Source organism: Geodermatophilus sp. SYSU D00766, assembly GCF_054049915.1.
In genome coordinates this window covers 173,242-190,363 of sequence record NZ_JBJGYI010000004.1, presented here as the reverse complement: position 1 = coordinate 190,363, position 17,122 = coordinate 173,242, and the positions used below count along the sequence as shown (strand labels likewise).

The 17,122-nt window shown below is 74.3% G+C and carries 21 protein-coding genes, 1 tRNA gene and 1 pseudogene; 12 read left to right on the top strand and 11 right to left on the bottom strand.

The window, feature by feature from the left end; all coding sequences use genetic code 11:
- Nucleotides 1–69 precede the first annotated feature (69 nt).
- A complete protein-coding gene (locus ACI8AD_RS05890; RefSeq protein WP_456869591.1) occupies nucleotides 70–627 on the bottom strand; it encodes a hypothetical protein in 558 nt (185 codons plus the stop codon).
- 949 nt (nucleotides 628–1,576) lie between these two features.
- On the opposite strand from ACI8AD_RS05890, the gene ACI8AD_RS05885 reads away from it, so the two are divergent.
- Nucleotides 1,577–2,737, top strand: a complete 1,161-nt coding sequence (locus tag ACI8AD_RS05885) for a tyrosine-type recombinase/integrase (RefSeq protein WP_456869590.1) — start codon at nucleotides 1,577–1,579, stop codon at nucleotides 2,735–2,737.
- 30 nt (nucleotides 2,738–2,767) lie between these two features.
- Here the strand turns inward: ACI8AD_RS05885 and ACI8AD_RS05880 are convergent.
- Nucleotides 2,768–2,843: transfer RNA gene (locus ACI8AD_RS05880), tRNA-Arg, on the bottom strand.
- A gap of 94 nt (nucleotides 2,844–2,937) precedes the next feature.
- Between ACI8AD_RS05880 and ACI8AD_RS05875 the strand changes: the two genes are divergently transcribed.
- Nucleotides 2,938–3,267, top strand: coding sequence for a hypothetical protein (locus tag ACI8AD_RS05875; RefSeq protein ID WP_456869589.1), 330 nt, complete (start codon nucleotides 2,938–2,940; stop codon nucleotides 3,265–3,267).
- Here the strand turns inward: ACI8AD_RS05875 and ACI8AD_RS05870 are convergent.
- Nucleotides 3,218–4,072 carry an alpha/beta fold hydrolase gene (locus ACI8AD_RS05870; protein WP_456869588.1) on the bottom strand — a complete coding sequence of 285 codons (855 nt, stop codon included), beginning with the start codon at nucleotides 4,070–4,072 and terminating at the stop codon, nucleotides 3,218–3,220. The two genes, ACI8AD_RS05875 and ACI8AD_RS05870, sit on opposite strands and share 50 nt — an antisense overlap.
- Before the next feature lie 92 nt (nucleotides 4,073–4,164).
- Here ACI8AD_RS05870 and ACI8AD_RS05865 point away from each other — a divergent pair, with 92 nt between their 5' ends.
- The 4 genes from ACI8AD_RS05865 to ACI8AD_RS05850 are packed head-to-tail and all read left to right on the top strand — an operon-like array spanning nucleotide 4,165 to nucleotide 6,782.
- Nucleotides 4,165–4,602 (top strand): SRPBCC family protein, encoded by a 438-nt coding sequence (locus ACI8AD_RS05865; RefSeq protein ID WP_456869587.1) that lies wholly within the window; start codon nucleotides 4,165–4,167, stop codon nucleotides 4,600–4,602.
- Between the two features lie 41 nt (nucleotides 4,603–4,643).
- A complete protein-coding gene (locus ACI8AD_RS05860) occupies nucleotides 4,644–5,495 on the top strand; it encodes an NAD-dependent protein deacetylase (RefSeq protein ID WP_456869586.1) in 852 nt (283 codons plus the stop codon).
- The gene (locus ACI8AD_RS05855; protein WP_456869585.1) at nucleotides 5,492–5,788 is read left to right on the top strand and encodes a biopolymer transporter Tol; all 297 of its coding nucleotides are present in this window, start codon (nucleotides 5,492–5,494) and stop codon (nucleotides 5,786–5,788) included. Before ACI8AD_RS05860 ends, ACI8AD_RS05855 begins: the two co-directional genes overlap by 4 nt.
- 31 nt (nucleotides 5,789–5,819) lie before the next feature.
- A complete protein-coding gene (locus ACI8AD_RS05850) occupies nucleotides 5,820–6,782 on the top strand; it encodes an MSMEG_6728 family protein (RefSeq protein ID WP_456869584.1) in 963 nt (320 codons plus the stop codon).
- A 16-nt stretch (nucleotides 6,783–6,798) separates the two neighbouring features.
- Here the strand turns inward: ACI8AD_RS05850 and ACI8AD_RS05845 are convergent, their stop codons facing one another.
- Together ACI8AD_RS05845 and ACI8AD_RS05840 are read right to left on the bottom strand one after the other, a co-directional pair.
- Complete coding sequence (locus tag ACI8AD_RS05845; protein WP_456869583.1) at nucleotides 6,799–7,218, bottom strand: PaaI family thioesterase; 420 nt, start codon at nucleotides 7,216–7,218, stop codon at nucleotides 6,799–6,801.
- A complete protein-coding gene (locus tag ACI8AD_RS05840; RefSeq protein ID WP_089405122.1) occupies nucleotides 7,215–7,574 on the bottom strand; it encodes a VOC family protein in 360 nt (119 codons plus the stop codon). The genes ACI8AD_RS05845 and ACI8AD_RS05840 overlap by 4 nt, the downstream gene beginning before the upstream one ends.
- Before the next feature lie 89 nt (nucleotides 7,575–7,663).
- Between ACI8AD_RS05840 and ACI8AD_RS05835 the strand changes: the two genes are divergently transcribed.
- Together ACI8AD_RS05835 and ACI8AD_RS05830 are read left to right on the top strand one after the other, a co-directional pair.
- The gene (locus ACI8AD_RS05835; RefSeq protein ID WP_456869582.1) at nucleotides 7,664–8,356 is read left to right on the top strand and encodes a YbaK/EbsC family protein; all 693 of its coding nucleotides are present in this window, start codon (nucleotides 7,664–7,666) and stop codon (nucleotides 8,354–8,356) included.
- 106 nt (nucleotides 8,357–8,462) lie between these two features.
- Nucleotides 8,463–9,429: pseudogene (locus ACI8AD_RS05830) on the top strand (IS481 family transposase).
- 184 nt (nucleotides 9,430–9,613) lie between these two features.
- Here the strand turns inward: ACI8AD_RS05830 and ACI8AD_RS05825 are convergent.
- The gene (locus tag ACI8AD_RS05825) at nucleotides 9,614–10,390 is read right to left on the bottom strand and encodes an ANTAR domain-containing protein (RefSeq protein ID WP_456869581.1); all 777 of its coding nucleotides are present in this window, start codon (nucleotides 10,388–10,390) and stop codon (nucleotides 9,614–9,616) included.
- Between the two features lie 399 nt (nucleotides 10,391–10,789).
- Between ACI8AD_RS05825 and ACI8AD_RS05820 the strand changes: the two genes are divergently transcribed.
- Nucleotides 10,790–11,425: a maleylpyruvate isomerase family mycothiol-dependent enzyme gene (locus ACI8AD_RS05820; RefSeq protein WP_456869580.1), complete on the top strand. Its 636-nt coding sequence runs from the start codon at nucleotides 10,790–10,792 to the stop codon at nucleotides 11,423–11,425.
- Nucleotides 11,426–11,912: 487 nt separating this feature from the next.
- Here ACI8AD_RS05820 and mscL read toward each other — a convergent pair whose 3' ends face one another.
- From mscL to ACI8AD_RS05805, 3 genes are all read right to left on the bottom strand, one after another.
- Nucleotides 11,913–12,347, bottom strand: coding sequence for a large conductance mechanosensitive channel protein MscL (gene mscL / locus ACI8AD_RS05815; protein ID WP_456869579.1), 435 nt, complete (start codon nucleotides 12,345–12,347; stop codon nucleotides 11,913–11,915).
- Between the two features lie 32 nt (nucleotides 12,348–12,379).
- Nucleotides 12,380–12,994, bottom strand: a complete 615-nt coding sequence (gene cpaB, locus ACI8AD_RS05810; RefSeq protein WP_456869578.1) for a Flp pilus assembly protein CpaB — start codon at nucleotides 12,992–12,994, stop codon at nucleotides 12,380–12,382.
- A gap of 84 nt (nucleotides 12,995–13,078) precedes the next feature.
- On the bottom strand, nucleotides 13,079–13,423 hold the full coding sequence (locus ACI8AD_RS05805; protein WP_456869577.1) for an FmdB family zinc ribbon protein: 345 nt from the start codon (nucleotides 13,421–13,423) through the stop codon (nucleotides 13,079–13,081).
- A 221-nt stretch (nucleotides 13,424–13,644) separates the two neighbouring features.
- Here ACI8AD_RS05805 and ACI8AD_RS05800 point away from each other — a divergent pair, with 221 nt between their 5' ends.
- From ACI8AD_RS05800 to ACI8AD_RS05790, 3 genes are all read left to right on the top strand, one after another.
- Nucleotides 13,645–14,097 carry an SRPBCC family protein gene (locus ACI8AD_RS05800; protein WP_456869576.1) on the top strand — a complete coding sequence of 151 codons (453 nt, stop codon included), beginning with the start codon at nucleotides 13,645–13,647 and terminating at the stop codon, nucleotides 14,095–14,097.
- A 160-nt stretch (nucleotides 14,098–14,257) separates the two neighbouring features.
- Nucleotides 14,258–14,572, top strand: a complete 315-nt coding sequence (locus ACI8AD_RS05795) for a YdhR family protein (protein ID WP_456869575.1) — start codon at nucleotides 14,258–14,260, stop codon at nucleotides 14,570–14,572.
- 46 nt (nucleotides 14,573–14,618) lie between these two features.
- Nucleotides 14,619–15,197, top strand: a complete 579-nt coding sequence (locus ACI8AD_RS05790) for an MBL fold metallo-hydrolase (protein ID WP_456869574.1) — start codon at nucleotides 14,619–14,621, stop codon at nucleotides 15,195–15,197.
- 1 nt (nucleotide 15,198) lies between these two features.
- On the opposite strand, the gene ACI8AD_RS05785 is transcribed toward ACI8AD_RS05790, so the two are convergent.
- Both ACI8AD_RS05785 and ACI8AD_RS05780 read right to left on the bottom strand, forming a co-directional pair.
- Nucleotides 15,199–15,615: a DUF1232 domain-containing protein gene (locus ACI8AD_RS05785; RefSeq protein WP_456869573.1), complete on the bottom strand. Its 417-nt coding sequence runs from the start codon at nucleotides 15,613–15,615 to the stop codon at nucleotides 15,199–15,201.
- 41 nt (nucleotides 15,616–15,656) lie between these two features.
- Nucleotides 15,657–16,964 carry an aminotransferase class I/II-fold pyridoxal phosphate-dependent enzyme gene (locus ACI8AD_RS05780; protein WP_456869572.1) on the bottom strand — a complete coding sequence of 436 codons (1,308 nt, stop codon included), beginning with the start codon at nucleotides 16,962–16,964 and terminating at the stop codon, nucleotides 15,657–15,659.
- Nucleotides 16,965–17,122 lie beyond the last annotated feature (158 nt).

Sequence of the window (17,122 nt, the reverse complement as noted above, 5' to 3'; positions counted from 1 at the left end):
CGGCTGCCGGAGTGAGGACCTCGATCGACACCTGGCGAGCCCCGGGTGTCATGTCCCAGAGCGGTCCACTCAGGGCGCCGAGTCGGAGTCGTTGGGCTCCACCGCTCGTGCGGCTGGAACATGCGGTGGTTCGGGAAGTTGACGCATCGTTCGTAAATGGTGCCAGAGAACAATGAAGCCCCACCAACTCTCCGGCCGCACCTGCGGAGGAAAGTTCATATTTCTCTTCTCATAGTACTCGAGGAGCTTACTGAAGCGGTCACCGTAAAGGTCGTCGACCGTTTGCGGATCTATTAAGCTCCACTCGATGAGGTACCCAAGGCGTTCAAACACGGCAATATACCGATAAAGGTCCGACGTACCCGGGTTGGCGACGCTGGTATTGTTGATCGCGGCGCGCACTTGGTCGTAAGCACGAAATGCTGCATCGATCGCAAGGATGAATTGGCCCCGCGTTGATCGCTGCGTGTCCTCTGCCGCCTTCTTGGAGGATCTCGTGTTGCTAACCGCCTCCGTTAATTGGCTGTTCGCTATGTCGAGCGCTTTGATCGCGATGACGGTGGCGGCGACAGCTATCAACAGTCCAACTACTTGAGACACGTTGGCTAGGACTGTAAGCGTGTCCATGAGGCCCCCTCGGTCTTATGCCAGACCCCGGACGGGCTCGCGGCGATGGGCTCGTCTTGTATCCCCTTGAGGGGATGCCACGGACAGTACGCGGAGCACCGCTCCCCACGGGGCAGGCGTTCTCGCTACTTGGAATGTTGGATGGCACGATGCCACGCCCGAAAGGACATTCGGCGGCATTGGGATCCCTGAAGCCGCCACCTCGGCGAGCAGGGCGGAGCCCACTGTAGGGCACCGTCGAGGTCAACTTGGTGGGTGAAGCGCATGTGCCATGCTCTGCCATCCCGCACCAACCCCCGACCATGATGTTATCTTCAGCGCGGATGCTGGAGGCATCACGACGTTGCTATGCGAACGTCCGGTGCTCCGGACGGAGTTTCTTCTTGCCTCGCTCGCTCGGCTGCGCTTTCGCCCTTTCTTGCGCGTTTCTGGCTTCGTAAGGTGGCATCGTTGTGGGTCCTCCAGCTCGTTTGGTGCAGCTGCTTATGCGTGCTGGGCGGAACGAAGCGCCACGTTACGAGCTGCCGCGTCACCGGAACGTCATCGCGAAGCACATACCTGGCGCACCCTCCCACGAGGTGAGGGCCACCGGGGGTGGCACCGCTGCCTGCTCACCGGGGATGTCTCTGAAGCCGCCTTCAGGGACACCTGCCGTAGGCCGCCTCCGAGCGCCGGCCTGTGAGCGCCCTGACCGACCCGTCGACCACTGCTGTAGTAGCGCTCCGGCCGCTTGCTGTGCCGACAGCAAGGCTGGAGAAGCACTGGAGAAGGGGCGTTCAACGTGGTCCTCCAGCCGCGATGGCTACAGACGTGCCGCAGCTTCCACAGGCCCGCAGGCATCCACAGATGTGACGTCAAGCCGCTCATCTAGGCGGTCCTCGTGTCTCGTCGAGCGGCCGCCAACGTCTACCGGCGGCTTCCACGAGCCGGTAAGCGGAGGGATGCACCGATGGCCACCATCCAGGACCGCTGGCACCGCAGGAACCGTCAGACAGGAGAACTGGAGCGAACTGGGCTCTACGGCACGGGCAAGCGCTACCGAGTCCACTTCCGCGACCCGTCCGGCCGGGAGGTCACCAAGGCCTTCGGTCGCAAGGTCGATGCCCAGCGGTGGCTCGACGAGCAGACGGTCGCGCTGGTCCGGGGGACGTTCGTGCACCCCGAGCTGTCCCGTCAGACCGTCGGTCAGTGGGCAGAGACCTGGTTCGCGGGCCGCTCGCACCTCGGGCCCAAGACCTTGGCCAGCTATCGCTCACTTCTCCGGGCGCGGGTGCTCCCTCGGTGGCAGCACGTCCCGCTCGGCCGGGTGGCGCACGGTGACGTCGTCGCGTGGGTGGCCGGCATGCGCGCCGACGGCTTGTCGGCCAGCCGGACCCGGCAGGCCTACCACCTCCTGACGTCGCTGCTCGACGCCGCAGTTAAGGACGGCCGGCTGGCGCGCAACGCGGCCGCAGGCGTCGACCTTCCGCGCCTGCCGACCACCGACCGGCGGTACCTGACCCACGGGCAGCTCGCCGACCTGACCGACCACTGCGGACCGCACCGGCTGCTCGTCCTGGTCCTCGGCTACACCGGGCTCCGCTGGGGAGAGGCGGCCGCACTCCGCGTCCGGCGGGTCGACCTGCTCCGCGGCCGCATCGAGGTGGCCGAGTCCGTGACCGAGGTCGAGGGGCGCTCGGTCTTTGGGCCGCCCAAGTCCCACGCGCGCCGCTGGGTGCCGGTGCCGCGGTTCCTGCGTGACGACCTGGCCGACCACCTGGCCGGCCGGGACCCGGAGGAGTTCGCCTTCCCCTCGAGGAGCGGCGGGCCGCTGCGTGTCGGCAACTTCCGGCGGGACCGGTTCGACCGGGCCGCCGTCGCCGTGGGGCTGGCCGGCCTGGTGCCGCACGAGCTCCGGCACACCGCCGCCTCGCTCGCCATCGCCTCTGGTGCCTCGATCAAGGGCGTCCAGTCGATGCTCGGACACGCGTCGGCGGCCATGACGCTCGACCGCTACGGCCACCTCTTCGGCGACGAGCTCGACGCCGTGGCGGAGCGGATGGACGCGGCTCGTGCGGACTGGATGCGGACTGAGGGCTCCAGCGGGAGTGCCCGCTGGTCAGCGGACTGAGCTGATCAGTGCGCTGACCAGCGGACTTGCTGGTGCCCCCGGCAGGATTCGAACCTGCGACACACGGTTTAGGAAACCGATGCTCTATCCCCTGAGCTACGGGGGCTCGTCGGCAGGAGGCCGACCGGGGCGTGCGCGACGAGGCTACCGGGGCGACCGGACCCCGCCCGCGCAGCGTCCCCGGTGGCTACCGTCGGACCGTGATGCTCGCGGTGGTCGAGATCGTGGCGCTGCTGGTGGTCCTCGGGCTGCTGCTGTCCCGGCTCGGCGTGCTGTCGGCGGCACCGCGGGACGCGCGGCCGGTGCCGGTCCGGGCGACCTGGGCGCCGGCGCACGAGGAGGTCGACGGCGAGACGCGGGTGCTGCTGCGGCGCTCCTACACCGGCAGCGACGGCCTGCCCGTGGTGCTGGAGGACCGCGTCCTCACCGCGTTCCCCGCCGACGACCCCGCCTGGGAGGCCCGCTTCACCGAGGCCATGGCTAGCGCCCGGTTCCGGTGCGGGTACCTGAACGCCGAGGAGGGGCGCTGACCTCGGCCAGCAGGTCGGCGTCCGCCTGGTTCGCCGCCTCCTCGACCAGCCGCACGATCGTCCGCGGCCGGTCCGACTGCGGCGCGTGGCCGGCCCACAGCAGCGGGACGAACCGGGAGCCCGGGACCAGCGGCAGGTAGCGCACCGTCTGCCCCGAGGCGATCCAGTCGGCCGCGCCCTGGACGAGGGTGACCGGGCAGTCCACGCGGTCCAGGCCGCGCGGGACGTCGAGCAGCAGACCCCACAGCAGCGTCCGCCAGTAGTCGCGGGAGTCGGCGAAGCCCTCCCGCGCCCCGAGGGCCTCGTCGGGGGAGGTCGACCACGGCCGGGCCTTCAGCGGCGCCAGCAGCGCCGCCCGGCCGAGCGCCGAGCGCGACAGCGGGCCGACCAGCGGCGCGCCGGTCCGCATGACGACCCGCGCCAGCGCCATCCCGCTGCCCTGGTAGACCCGCTCCGGCGGCACGTTCAGGCCCGACGGCGCGATGGCGACCACCGACCGCGCGCGGCCGCGGCGGGCCAGCTCCAGCGCGACCCGGGCGCCCAGCGAGTTGCCCAGGACGTGCACCCCGGCGACGCCCTCGACGTCGAGGGTCCGCTCGACGGCGTCGGTGATCGCGGCGACGGTCGGGCGCCTCTGGAGGGCGGGTGACCGGCCCACCCCGGGCAGGTCGACGTCGATCACGTCGAAGCGGGCGGCGAGCAGCGGGAGCACGGCGGCGAAGTCGCGACGCGAGCTGCCCATGCCGTGCAGCAGCAGGAGGGGCTCGCCGGAGCCGGTGCGGGTGTACGAGAGCGGAGCATCCATCACCTCCTGCGTACCCGGCCGCGCCGCACCCCGACCGGTGAACCGGGTCACGTCGGCGGCAGCGGGTCGGCGCCGAGGGCAGGATGACCGGCATGGGACAGGTCGTGGCCACCGCCGAACGCGTCGTCGCCGCCCCCGCCGAGCGGGTGCGCGCCGCCCTGGCCGACTACGCCGGCACCCGCCCGCGGGTGCTGCCCGAGCAGTTCAGCGACTACCGCGTCGAGGCCGGCGGGCAGGGCTCGGGCACCCGGGTGCACTGGCGGTTCGCCGCGACGTCGAAGCGGGTGCGCGAGCAGGAGGTCGAGGTCAGCGAGCCCGAGGGCACCCTCGTCGAGCGCGACACCCGCTCGTCGATGGTCACCACCTGGACGGTCGCCCCGGCCGACGGCGGCCGCAGCACCGTGCGGGTGCGCACCACCTGGGACGGCGCGGGCGGCGTCGGCGGCTTCTTCGAGCGCACCTTCGCCCCGCGCGGCCTGCGCCGGGTCTACGACGACCTGCTCGGCCGGCTGGAGCGCGAGCTCACCTGACGGCGGCGGCACGGCGCGCCGTCGCGGTGGACGATGGTCCGGTGACCGCCGCCCTCCCCGCCGTCGAGCCGGCGGCCCTCGACGAGCTGGCCGGCCTGGTCGCCGACGGCGACGTCCTCGTCCTCTCCGGCGCCGGCCTGTCCACCGACTCCGGCATCCCCGACTACCGGGGCGCCAGCGGCTCACTGCGCCGGCACACGCCGATGACCTGGCAGACCTTCCGCCGCGACCCGCGCGGCCGGCACCGGTACTGGGCGCGCAGCTTCGTCGGCTGGCCGCAGATGGCCGCCGCCCGCCCCAACGCCGGGCACTCCGCGGTCGCCCGGCTGCAGCGCGCGGGCCTGCTCGGCGGCGTCGTCACCCAGAACGTCGACGGGCTGCACCAGGCCGCCGGCGCCCGCGACGTCGTCGAGCTGCACGGCGGCCTCGACCGCACCGTCTGCCTGGCCTGCGGCGACGTCGCCCCGCGCGCGGAGCTGCACCGCCGGCTGCGGGCCGCCAACCCGGCCTTCGGCCCGCGCGCCGACGAGGTGAACCCCGACGGCGACGCCGAGTTGCCCGACGACGTGCTCGACGGCTTCGTCATGGTCGACTGCCGCGCCTGCGGGGCCGGCCCGCTCAAGCCCGACGTCGTCTTCTTCGGCGAGACGGTGCCGCGCGACCGCGTGGAGGGCTGCTTCCGCCTGCTCGAGGAGTCCGCGAGCCTGCTCGTCCTCGGCTCCTCGCTGACGGTCATGAGCGGCTACCGGTTCGTGCTGCGCGCCGCCGAGCTCGGCATCCCGGTCGGCGTGGTCAACCTCGGGCCGACCCGCGGCGACGCGAAGGTCGACGTCAAGGTCGACGCCCCGCTCGGCGAGGTGCTGCCCGAACTCGCCCGCCGCTGCGGGGCATGAGCCGCGAGGTCTCCCGCACCGACGACGGCCGCTGGGTCGTCGTCGACGGGCGGCGGTGGCGGACGGCCGACCCCGCGCTGCCCGACGACGTCCGCGCCCGGCTGCTGTCGCACCTGGGCGCCGCACGCGCGGCGGTGCGCACGGCGCCCGACGAGGCGGCCCGGCGCGCCGCCCGCGACCGGGTGCAGCTGGCCAAGACCGGCCTGGGGGAGCGGGGACCGGCCTGGTGGGACCAGGACGACGACGCCCGCCGCGCCCGCTGGGAGGCCGCGCTGCAGGCGCTCGGCGGTTGACCCCGCGCCGGCCCGGGCAGGAAGGCCCGCGATGCAGACCTTCCTGCCGGTGCCCGACTTCGTCGAGAGCGCCCGCCTGCTGGACTCGCCGCGGCTGGGCAAGCAGCGCGTGGAGACACTGCAGGTGCTGCGCGCCCTCGAGCTGCCCGACTACGGCTGGACCTCGCACCCGGTCGTGCACATGTGGCGAGGGCGCACCGCCGCGCTGGTCGTCTACGGGCTGGCGATGGTGCAGGTGTGGCGCGAGCGGGGGTTCGCCGACAGCACGCAGACGCTGATCGCCGAGTTCGCCCCCGACGTCGCCGGCGCCCCGCAGGAGGAGCTCGCCCGCGGCGGGCTGCTGCCCTCGTGGGTGGGCGACGAGACGCTGCACCGGTCGCACCGGTCGAACCTGCTGGCCAAGGACCCGGACTTCTACCGGCCGCTGTTCCAGCCGCTGTTCGGGTCCGAGCCCGACGACCTGCCCTACCTGTGGCCCGGTGCCGACGACGTCCCGCCCGCGCCCGCGCCCGAGGGCACGCGGGTGTGGGTCGTGCGGCCGCGGGCGCACAACGAGCTCGGCGCGTGCCTGGCCGCCGGCGTCGTCGGGCTGGGCACGCAGTCGGGGGTCGACGTCGACGCCACCGGGCTGTCGCCGGCCGAGCTGCGCGCGCTGGCCAAGGAGCTGTCGGGACGGCGGCCGAGCAAGGACCTGCGGCAGCTGTCGACCTTCCTCGACGAGATCCGCCCCGGCGACCCGGTGGCGCTGCCGATCGAGCACGGCGCCGGGCTGCTGGTGGGGGAGGTGCTCGGCGACTACCTGTTCGACGGCCGCGAGCTGCTGCCGCACCGCCGCCCGGCCCGCTGGGACCGCGTCGTCCCCCGTGCCGCCGCGCGCCCGCCCGCGACGCTGCAGGACCCGCGCGCGCTGTTCTCCGTCGTCGTCGACCCCGACGTGCTGCCGCCGTCGCTGGCCGGCACCACCTACCGGGAGCCCGCGCTGCCGCTGGTGTGACCCGCGGGGCGCCCGGTCACGCCCCCGGCAGCGGCACGTTCTGCAGGCGCACCTGCCCGCGGGCGACGAGCTTGCCGTCCTCGGCGCGGGTGATGAGCACCTGCCACAGCTGCAGGGTGCGGCCCTGCTGCACCGGCTCGGCGACGACGTCGACCCGGCCGGCGGTGACCGGCCGGAGGAAGTCGGTGCTGTTGTTCACGCCGACGGCGAACTGGCCCCGGTCGGCCACGGCGAGACTCGCGCCGATCGACGCCGCGGACTCGACCACCGCGCAGTGGACCCCGCCGTGCACCACGCCCCACGGCGTGTGGTGGTCGGGCCCGAGGTCGACGGTGCCGGCGACCCGGGTGCCGCTGGCCTCGGTGACGTCGAACCCGGTGGCGGCGACGAAGGCGCTGGCGGAGGCCCGGTCGACGGCGGGCAGGCCCTCGCTCACGCGTCCCACACCAGGCAGAAGGGGTGGCCGACCGGGTCGGCGTACACGCGGAAGTCCCCGCCGCCGCCCGGCAGCCTCCGGGCACCGAGCGCGAGCACCCGCGGCTCGGCCTCGTCGACGTCGGCGACCTGCACGTCGAGGTGGAACTGCTGCGGGCGCGCCGGGTCGGGCCAGTCGGGCGGGACCAGGTCGGGCGCCTGCTGGAACGCCAGCCGGTACCCCTTGCCGGTCACCACGACCCAGTCGTCGCCCGGGCCGCCCTTGCTCACCTCCATCCCGAGCAGGTCGGCGTAGAAGGTGGCGAGCGCGTGCGCGTCGGGCGCATCCAGGACGACGGAGTGCAACTGGCCGATCATGCGGTCCATCCTGGCCGCCGCCGGGCGGCGGCACCCACCGGGATCCGGCCGTCCGCCGCGGCGTTCCGGCCGGGAGGCAGGATCGGGGCGTGACGACCCCGCTCCCTCCCGTGCTCGGCTCGCTGACCTGGGTGCCCGCCGCCGAGCGGCCCGACCTGCTCGGCGGGCCGGTGGCGGCCGCCCTGCCGTCGCTGCCCGGGCCGGTCTGGGTCGCGCCGGTCGACGACGACCTGGCCGACACCGCCGCCTTCACCGAGGCCTACGGCGTCCCGCTGGCCGCCTCGGCCAACTGCGTCGTCGTCGCCACGCGCCGGGCCGGGCAGACCGCGCTCGCCGCATGCGTCGTGCTGGCCACCACCCGCGCCGACGTCAACGGCCTGGTGCGCCGGCACCTGGGTGCCCGCAAGGCGTCCTTCGCGCCGCAGGACGTGGCGGTGGCGGAGTCCGGCATGGCCTACGGCGGCATCACCCCGGTCGGGCTGCCGCCGTCGTGGCCGGTGCTGGTCGACGCCGCCGTGGCCGCTGCCGACCTCGTCGTCGTCGGCTCGGGCACCCGCGGCGCCAAGCTGGCGCTGCCCGGTGCCGCGCTCGCCGCGCTACCCGCCGCCCAGGTCCTCCAGGACCTCGGCCTGCCGGTCGAGCAGCCCCCGCAGCCGGCCCCGCCCGCACCGGTGGAGCGGGCGCCCGACGACGGCGACGTCGGCTGGGGGGAGCGGCCCGACGAGCGGGACCCCGACCGCCGCTGGCTGGAGGACCGGCCGCCGCACTGGGGCATCGACTAGGTGTACCCGGCCAGGACGTTGGTGACGGCGGGCCGGGCTTGAACGAAGGAGAACCTCCGAGTGGGGTGTGGCTTGTCGAAGGCCCAGTCCCTGCCCGGAGGTTCTCGTGTCCCACGCTAATGCCCGCACCACCGTCCATGGCCGGCAGCTGATCGTCCAGCGGTTGGCAAGACGGCTGGAAGAAGGCGCACATCGCGGCGGCGATGGGGATCTCCCGCAAGTGCGTGCGGACCTGGATCGGCCGCTTCCAGGCCGAGGGTGAAGCCGGGCTGGTCGACCGGTCCTCCCGCCCGCGCAGCAGCCCACGGCGCATCCCAGCCGAGGTGGAAGACCGCATCGTCGAGCTGCGCCGCCAGCAGCGCCGCGGGCCGGCGCTCATCGGCGCCGAGCTGGGCGTGCCGGCCCGCACCGTCTCCCGGGTCCTGACCCGCCGCGGCCAGCCCCGGCTGGCCGACCTGGACCCGATGACCGGAGAGGTCATCCGGGCCTCGAAGGCCACCGCGATCCGCTATGAGCGCTCGGCGCCCGGCGAGCTGGTGCACATGGACGTCAAGAAGCTGGCCCGCATCCCCGACGGTGGCGGCTGGCGCGCCCACGGCCGGGCCACCGGCAGCACCAGCCGAGACCGGGCCAGCCGGGTCGGCTTCGACTACGTGCACTCACTCGTCGATGACCACTCCCGGCTGGCCTACTCCGAGATCCTCACCGACGAGAAGGGCGCCACCTGCGTGGGCTTTCTGGCCCGCGCCGCGGCCTACTTCGCCGCCCACGGCATCGACCGGATCGAGCGGGTGATGACCGACAGCGCCTGGGCCTACAAGTGGTCCCTGCGCGAGGTGATCGGCGCACTCGGCGCCCGGCAGAAGTTCACCCGCCCGCACCGCCCGTGGCAGAACGGCAAGGTCGAACGGCTCAACCGCACCCTGGCTACCGAGTGGGCCTACCGGCAGGCCTTCACCAGCAATGACCAGCGCGCCGCCGCCCTCGCGCCCTGGCTCGAGCACTACAACACTCGACGCCGCCACTCAGCACTCGGCGGTCTCCCGCCGATCAGCCGCCTGGCACCAACCTGATGGCCAGGTACAACTAGGGCCTGTTCTGCGGATCTTGGTCATCCCACCGGGGGTCGCCCGTGGTTCTGCCTCGTCGTGTCGGGGAGGGCGGCCCCGCCACCCCGCGGTCAGGAGTGGTGGGGCCTGACCGCGGCACGCCCCCCGGGTGACTGCCGCGGCTGTTCAGGGGCCTGCGCAGGGAAGGCTAGTTGTCCGGCTGCCCTGTGGCGTGTCGCGCCGGTCGCCGTGGACCGGTGCGAACGAGGGGGAGTCCGCCGGTGAGGACCAGGTGCTCGGCGATGTCGCGGACCTTGACGTTCTGGCTCGTCGAGACGGTGCTCAGGGCTTCGAATGCCTGGTCTGGGGTCACCTTGTGGCGCTCGATGAGGATGCCCTTGGCCTGCTCGATGACCGCTCGGGATTCCAGTGCCCGTCGGAGGTGGTCGGCGGTCTCCCGGGCGCTGCGGTACGCCTGGACCGTTCCGGCGGCAACCGCGGCGTAGGGGGCGAACCCGGTGGCCACGGTCCGACTGGCCTCGTCGAAGGCGGCCGGCGTTCGGGCGTAGATGTTCAGCGATCCGGTGACCTGCTCCTCTCCGGCGAGGATCAGCGGAACGGCCAGCAGGCTGTGAACGCCCCGTTCGGTGATGTACCGCGCATGGTCCGGCCACCGATCGTCGACGCGCGTATCGCCGATCTCGACCGAGACGCCGTGGCGGGCGGTGTGCAGGCACGGCCCGTCCCCGCGGCCGTACTGGGCCTCGTCGAGGCCGAGGGCCAGCGGCCCGGTGTCGACGACGGTGCGCGGCTCGTCCTCGATCAGGAGCGTGACCGATGCCTCGGGGTTCCCGGGCATGACCCTCTTGGTGAGGTCGGCCATCGACTGCAGCAAGCTCTCCATGGACAGTTCCTGCACGGAGACCCGGCCCAGGTGCTCCAGCGCCTCGGCGGCTTCGATGGATCGTTGCTCGCTGCGGGCCACCGCGGGCCTCCGGTCTGATCGACACCGGGGGCGTCCTCGGCGGCGAGCCCCGAGGTGGGCTCCGCAAGTGCGCTACGCCGCCTGGGTGACGCAACATCGACGCCGGGCACTGAACTCGGCGCGTGAACGAGCCTGCGCGCCTTCCGAGTTCGCCGGTGTCAGTGCTTGTCACCGCGCGAAGACGGCGTTGAGCAACGTCTGTTCAGGGCCACGGCCACCTGGATCCGGCAGCAAGGTGTGCCGGATGTGCGTAGGTGCGTGCGTGGCGGGGCCCGTACGGATCCCCTGTACGGGTGAGACTCGGCGCCAGCGATGACTCCTGGCACCGACGGCCGTCCTTCCACCTGACGGCGAGGACCCGGCGTCGGCAGGCCGGCAAGGGCAACGAGAGGAATCCAGGTGACCGAGATCCAGCAGGACGTGGACGCGTGCGTCCATACCGAGCGCACCCGACTGCTCCACGTGCTTGAGAGGCTCGACGAGGAGCAGTGGGACACCCCCAGCCTGTGCGCAGGCTGGTCGGTGCGAGACCTCGTCGTGCACGTGCTCATGCCGTACGAGCTCTCGACGCCCCGATTCCTGCTGACGATGCTGCGCGCACGGTTCGACTTCGACCGCGCCGCCGACCGCTGGGCGACCACGGACACACGGACGCCGGCCGAGGTGGTCGCCGGCCTGCGGAAGACCGAGCGCCGCACCTTCAACGTGCCCGGCGCACCGGTCGAGGCGCCGCTGAGTCACCTGGTCATCCACGCCCAGGACGTCTACCGGCCGCTCGGGGTGCCATCCCCGACCGACCCGGAGAACGCCCGCGTCGCCCTCGAGCAGCTGACCGGCCCGCGCGCTCGTCGCTCGCTGCCGCCGGGCATCCTCGACGGGCTGGCGTTCTCGGCCACCGACACCGACTGGCACCACGGCGAGGGCGCCCAGGTCTCCGGACCGGCCACCGCGCTCCTCACCACCCTCTCCGGCCGAACCGCCGCCCTGCCCGAGCTCGCCGGCGCGGGCGTGGCAGATGTGCGAGCGCGCCTGTAGCCGCGGAGCGCGAGAGCGTCAACGCGCACCACGCCGCTCACACCGGGTAGCTGCGCTCACGCACAGAGGGTCACACCCTGCTGCCGAACTCATGGCCACCTGACTTCCGGAGCCAGGGCGTCGGCAGAGACCCCTTCCTCTGCCGACCGGGCGCGGGCGGTCCGAGCGCGCTCCCGCGCTGTATCCGCAAGACGCCGCTCGTTCGCTGCTCGCCGAGCCACACCAGCGGACCTCACCGTATCGGGCTCGCCCAGCGCTGACTGCGCGAGCACTCAGCAGTGGCGTCGTGGAGGGCAGCCGCGCGCGCGTGCGTCCTGATGCCCTCCCGTTCGCGCGAGACGGCACGGTCGATCGCACACTGCCGCCGCTCGCCCCGCTCGTGCACCCAGCCAGTGCGCTCGGTGCGAGACACGGGTGGTGGGCTCACCGATGCCGCTTCAGGCGATCCTCCCGCGTCCAGTCCGTCCCGAGATCCGCAGGACAGGTCCTAGTCGAAGGACCCCGTCCTCCCCACCCCTCGCTCGCTCGGGGCGGCGCCCTGCTGGGCGCGCAGCAGGTCGCGGATCTCGGCGAGCAGCTCCACCTCGGTGGGCGCCACCGGTCCGGCCTCCTCGCCGCGCCGCCGCCGCTCGGCGACCTTCTGCAGCGGCAGCACCACGACGAAGTAGACGACCGCCGCGGTGAGCAGGAACGTGACCACCTGGCTGATGAACCTGCCGTAGTCGAAGACCTGGCCGTTCACCTCGACCGTGCCCGCCACCTCGCCGCCGCCGGCGACCAGGCCGATCAGCGGGGTGAGGAACGAGTCGGTGAAGGCCGTCACCACCGCGGTGAAGGCGGCACCGATGACCACGGCGACGGCGAGCTCGACGACGTTGCCCCGCAGCAGGAAGTCCTTGAATCCCCTCAGCACGGGCCTCATCCACTCACGAGCACCCCCGGCCGGTCCAGCGCTCAGTCACGGCCGGCAGGCGGAGTGAGACTCAGCGTGAGGGTGGCCGTGGCCGCCGCCGCGGCCAGGGCCGACGCGGTGGCCTCGTCGACGGCCAGCACCAGCAGGCCGCCGTCGTCGGGTCCCGGGACCGCCAGGACGAGCGCGGCCCGCGCCACCACCCCGGCCTGCGCCGCGTCGGGGGCGGTGGCCAGCACGTCGACCCGGTCCCCGGGGGTGGCGAGCCCGGCCACGGCGAGGTCGGCCGGCCGCACCGGCACGGCCACCTGGCCGGCCGGCAGCAGCGCGGTCAGGCCCGGGCCGACCAGCCGGACGTCGGTGACGGGCTCACCGGCCCGCAGCGGTGCGGCGAGCACCCGCCCGGTGAGCGCACCGGGGTCGGCCGCCGTCCCGGCCGGGGCCGTGGGCAACTCGGTGACCGTGAGGGACGCGCCGGTCAGCACCGTGCCCGCCGGGAGGTCGGCGGCCGCGGTGACCACCGGGGTGCCCGGCGGTGGCTCCGCCGGGGGCACCGCCGGTGGGCGCAGGGCGAGCACGAGGGCACCGGTGACCAGCAGCGCGGCCAGACAGCGGCGCAGCAGGACGGCGGGGGAGCGGGGACGGCGCAGGCGCGGCACCGGCCCAGGCTGACCGCCCCGGACCGGCCGCGGGCCGCGCGGGGAGTCCCTGTGGACGCGCTGCTCGGGTGTGGACGGCCGGCGTCAGCCGGCGGCGGCCTTGCTCCCGCTCCCGGAGGAGCCGCTCGAGGACGTCGAGGTGCTCGACGAGGAGGACGACTCCTTCGACGACGACGTCGAGGACGACGAGCCCGAGGACGAGTCGGAGGAGGCGGACGCCTTGGCGGTCTCGCCGGAGGTGGAGCCCGAGCGGCTGTCGGTGCGGTAGAAGCCCGAGCCCTTGAAGACCACGCCGATCGAGCCGTAGACCTTGCGCACGGGGACACCGCAGGTCGGGCACTCGGCCACCGGGGCGTCGGAGAAGGACTGCACCACCTCGAACTCGTGCTTGCCCTCGGGGTTGGTGCAGGCGTACTGGTACGTGGGCACGGGGCGGCACTCCTGGTCGAGCGGGGGTCGGACGGGGCCCGGTGCCGGCAGAAGTTGGCACTCGGGGCCTTCGACTGCCAATGATGCGCCACGCTGCGGCCCGGCGTCCACGTCTCCCGCCGGACGTCGTGTCGGGCGAGGTGAGCGCCACTGTCGTCCCCCGCTGGCAGGGTGCCGGGCGTCGCCGGTCCGGCGGCCCTACGGCGAGGAGGCGGGTCAGCATGCGGGACGTGGAGGTGCGCCGGCACGTGGCGGCACCGGTGGAGCGGGTGTGGGCGGTGGCCACCGACCTCGCGGGAGCGCCGCGGGTGGTCCGGGGCATCGACGCGGTGGAGGTGCTGACGCCGGGGGAGTTCGGCGTCGGGACGCGGTGGCGGGAGACCCGCACGATGCTGGGGCGCCCGGCCACCGAGGAGATGACCGTCACCGCGGTGGAGCCGCAGCGGTCCTACACGACCGAGGCGGTGCGGCCGGGGGTCCGGTACCTGTCGACGGTGGCGGTGACGCCGGCCGGCGACGGCGCCAGCGACCTGGCGATGACGTTCGGGGCCCGGCCGACGTCCACGCTGGCGCGGGTCCTCGGGGCGGTCACCGCACCGCTCGGCCGCCGCGCGGTGGCCCGGGCGCTGGAGGGGGACCTGGCCGACATCGCCGCCGCGGCCGAGCGGCCCTGACGGGCCGGTGCCCTGCCGCCCGCGTGCGGCGGGCGGCCCTCGGTGACGGCACGCGGTCCGGCTCCCTGCCCGTGCGGCCGGAGCCCCCGGCCCGACGGCGGGGCGAGGAGCATCGCCGCACCGGTCCGGGCGACCGTGGCCGCTGATCCGGGGAGGCTCCGTGCACGTGTCGGTCTTCGAGTACCGCGTCCGCGGGATGGACCCGTCCGAGTGGGGCCGGGTCTGCGCGGAGGAACTGGCCCCTGTCTTCGCCGAGGTCCCCGGCCTGCGCAGCAAGATCTGGCTGCGCTCGGCCGACGGCGGCGCCGGCGGGGTCTACCTGTGGGAGGACGAGGCGGCCTACCGGGCGTTCCTGGCCAGCGACCTCGGTGCGGGGCTGGCGCGGCACCCGCACATCGAGGGGCTCACCGTGCGCGACTGGGCGGTCGACGAGGCCGCCACCGCGGTCACCGGGGGCGACCTGCAGCCCGCCTGAACGCCGGCGCCCTGCGGGCAGCGGCGCCCCGCCCTACCGTGCCCGCATGGCCGACCTCGCCCGCACCGCCCGCGTCGACGTCCTGGTCGAGGGCTACGCCCGGCTGCCGCACGTGGCCGGCACGGTCACCCTCGTCCGCGACGCCGGGCGGACGATCGTCGTCGACCCGGGGATGGTGGCCGACCGGGAGGAGATCCTCGGTCCCCTCCGCGAGCTCGGCGTCGCGCCCGGGGACGTGACCGACGTCGTCCTGAGCCACCACCACCTCGACCACACGCTCAACGTGGCGCTGTTCCCCGTGGTCCCGGTGCACGACTTCCAGTCGGTGATCGAGGGCGACGTCTTCACCCGCCGTCCGGCCGACGGGGTGCAGCTCACGCCCGCCGTCCGGCTGCTGGCCACGCCCGGGCACACGCCGCAGGACGTCACCACGCTGGTCGGTACGCCCGACGACGTCGTCGCGCTGACCCACCTGTGGTGGACCGGCGAGGGCCCGGCCGACGACCCCTACGCGCCCGACCGCGACCAGCTGCGCGCGCAGCGCGAGCGGGTGCTGGACCTGGCCACGCTCGTCGTCTGCGCGCACGGCGCGCCGTTCCGCCCGCAGGCGTCGACGCCGCGCTGACTCACCCCGGCAGCCGCGTGGCCCGGCGCAGCGCCGCCAGGCCCGCCGCCGTCCCCGGCCAGTGCCGGTCGACCGCGCCGGGCCCGGCCCGGCGGACCACCGAGCGCAGCACCACGGCGACGGCGACGGCGTCGTCGGCGAAGCCGACCACCGGGATGACGTCGGGCACGAGGTCGACCGGCAGCGCCAGGTAGCCCAGCAGCAGCCACAGCCGCACGCGGACCCCGCGGGGCAGGCTCCGGTCGGCGGCCAGCCGGCGGACCAGGCGGACGACGTCGGGCAGCAGCCGCAGCAGCTCACGGGCCCGCAGCTCGTCGGGCCGGGCTCGCCACAGCGCCGCCACGAGCGCTCCCCAGCACAGCAGCAGACCGCCCGCGACGCCGGTCAGCGTCCACGCCCAGCCGGGCACCGCGCTCACCTCCCGGCACCGCGTCCCCGACCACCATCGTCGGCGGGGGATCAGGCGACGGCCAGCCGCCCGCCGACCTCCTGCCCGGCCTCCCCCTGCCCGGCGTCCTCGGCGTCCCGGGTGGACAGCACCGCGGCGGCCACCGAGCCCGCGGCGGCCTGCAGCTGCTCGGCGGTGTGCGTGGCCATGACCGACAGCCGCAGCACCCCCTTGCCCCGCGGGACGGCGGGGTAGCCGACCGCGTTGCAGTAGACGCCGGCCTCGTAGGCCGCCCGCCACGCCGCCACGGTCGCCTCGGGGCTGCCGGTCGGCACGGCGATCACCGCGCCGCTGCCGGGCAGCGGGGGCGTGCCGGCGGCGCTGAGCTCCACGCGCAACCGCCGGCCGTTCTCCTGCAGCCGCGTCCGGCGCACGGGCTCGGCGCGCAGGATGCGCAGGGCGGCCAGGGCCGCACCGACGCCGGCCGGCTCGTTGGCGGCGCTGAACACGTAGGGGACGGCGCTCGCGCGGATGCCGTCGGCCACCCGGTGGCTGGTCAGGACCGCGCCACCGACGCTGGCCAGCGACTTGCTGAACGCGATGGTGACCGCGTCGACCCGGTCCAGCGCGCCGGTGTGCTCGGCCGCGCCGCGCCCGCGCTCGCCGAGCACCCCCAGGCCGTGCGCCTCGTCGACGGCCAGCCGGGCGCCGTACGCGTCGCACAGGTCGGCGATCGCGGCCAGCGGCGCGGTCTCGCCGGTCATCGAGTAGACGCCGTCGACGACGACCACGGCACCGGCCCGCGGGTCGAGCCGCTCCAGCCGCCGTGCGAGGGACTCGACGCTGTTGTGCCGGAAGCGGATCGTCGTGCCGCGGCTGGCGGCCGCGCCGGCGTGCACGCTGGCGTGCGCGTGGGCGTCGACCAGCAGCGCGTCGCCGGGGCCGCAGGCGGTCGACAGCAGCGCCGTGTTCGCGTTGACGCCCGAGGAGGTCAGCACCGCGGCCTCGACGCCGTAGTGGTCGGCGAGCTCCTCCTCCAGCTGCAGGTGCAGCCGGGTGGTGCCGTTGAGGACCCGGCTGCCCGACGTGCTGGTGCCGTAGCGGCGGACCGCGTCGACCGCGGCCTCGACCACCCGCGGGTCCCCAGCCAGGCCGAGGTAGTTGTTGCTGCCCAGGTTCACCCGCGGCACGCCGTCGTCGTAGACGGTGACCGGCTCGGGCGCGCCGGCGGTCGGGACGCCGTGCGTGGCGGTGCCGGTGCGGGCGTGCTCGCGGAACATCGCAGCGAGCGGGTCGTGCAGCAGCGGGGCGAAGGCGTCGCGCCGGCCGCTCCCGTGGTCCCGGCCGGAGAGCGGGCCGGGGGTCGGGGCGTCGTGCACGGGGGCTCCGTTCGGTTGGGTGCCGGCAGGTCCGGCGGCGAGTCACCCTCACCGCCGTCGTCACTGTGCGTCAACGGTGGGTGTGCTCACAGTTCGACCGGGTGTCCCTCGTGCCCCCGTCAGGTGACCCCAGGTCGTCGATGACTCACCCTGCGTAC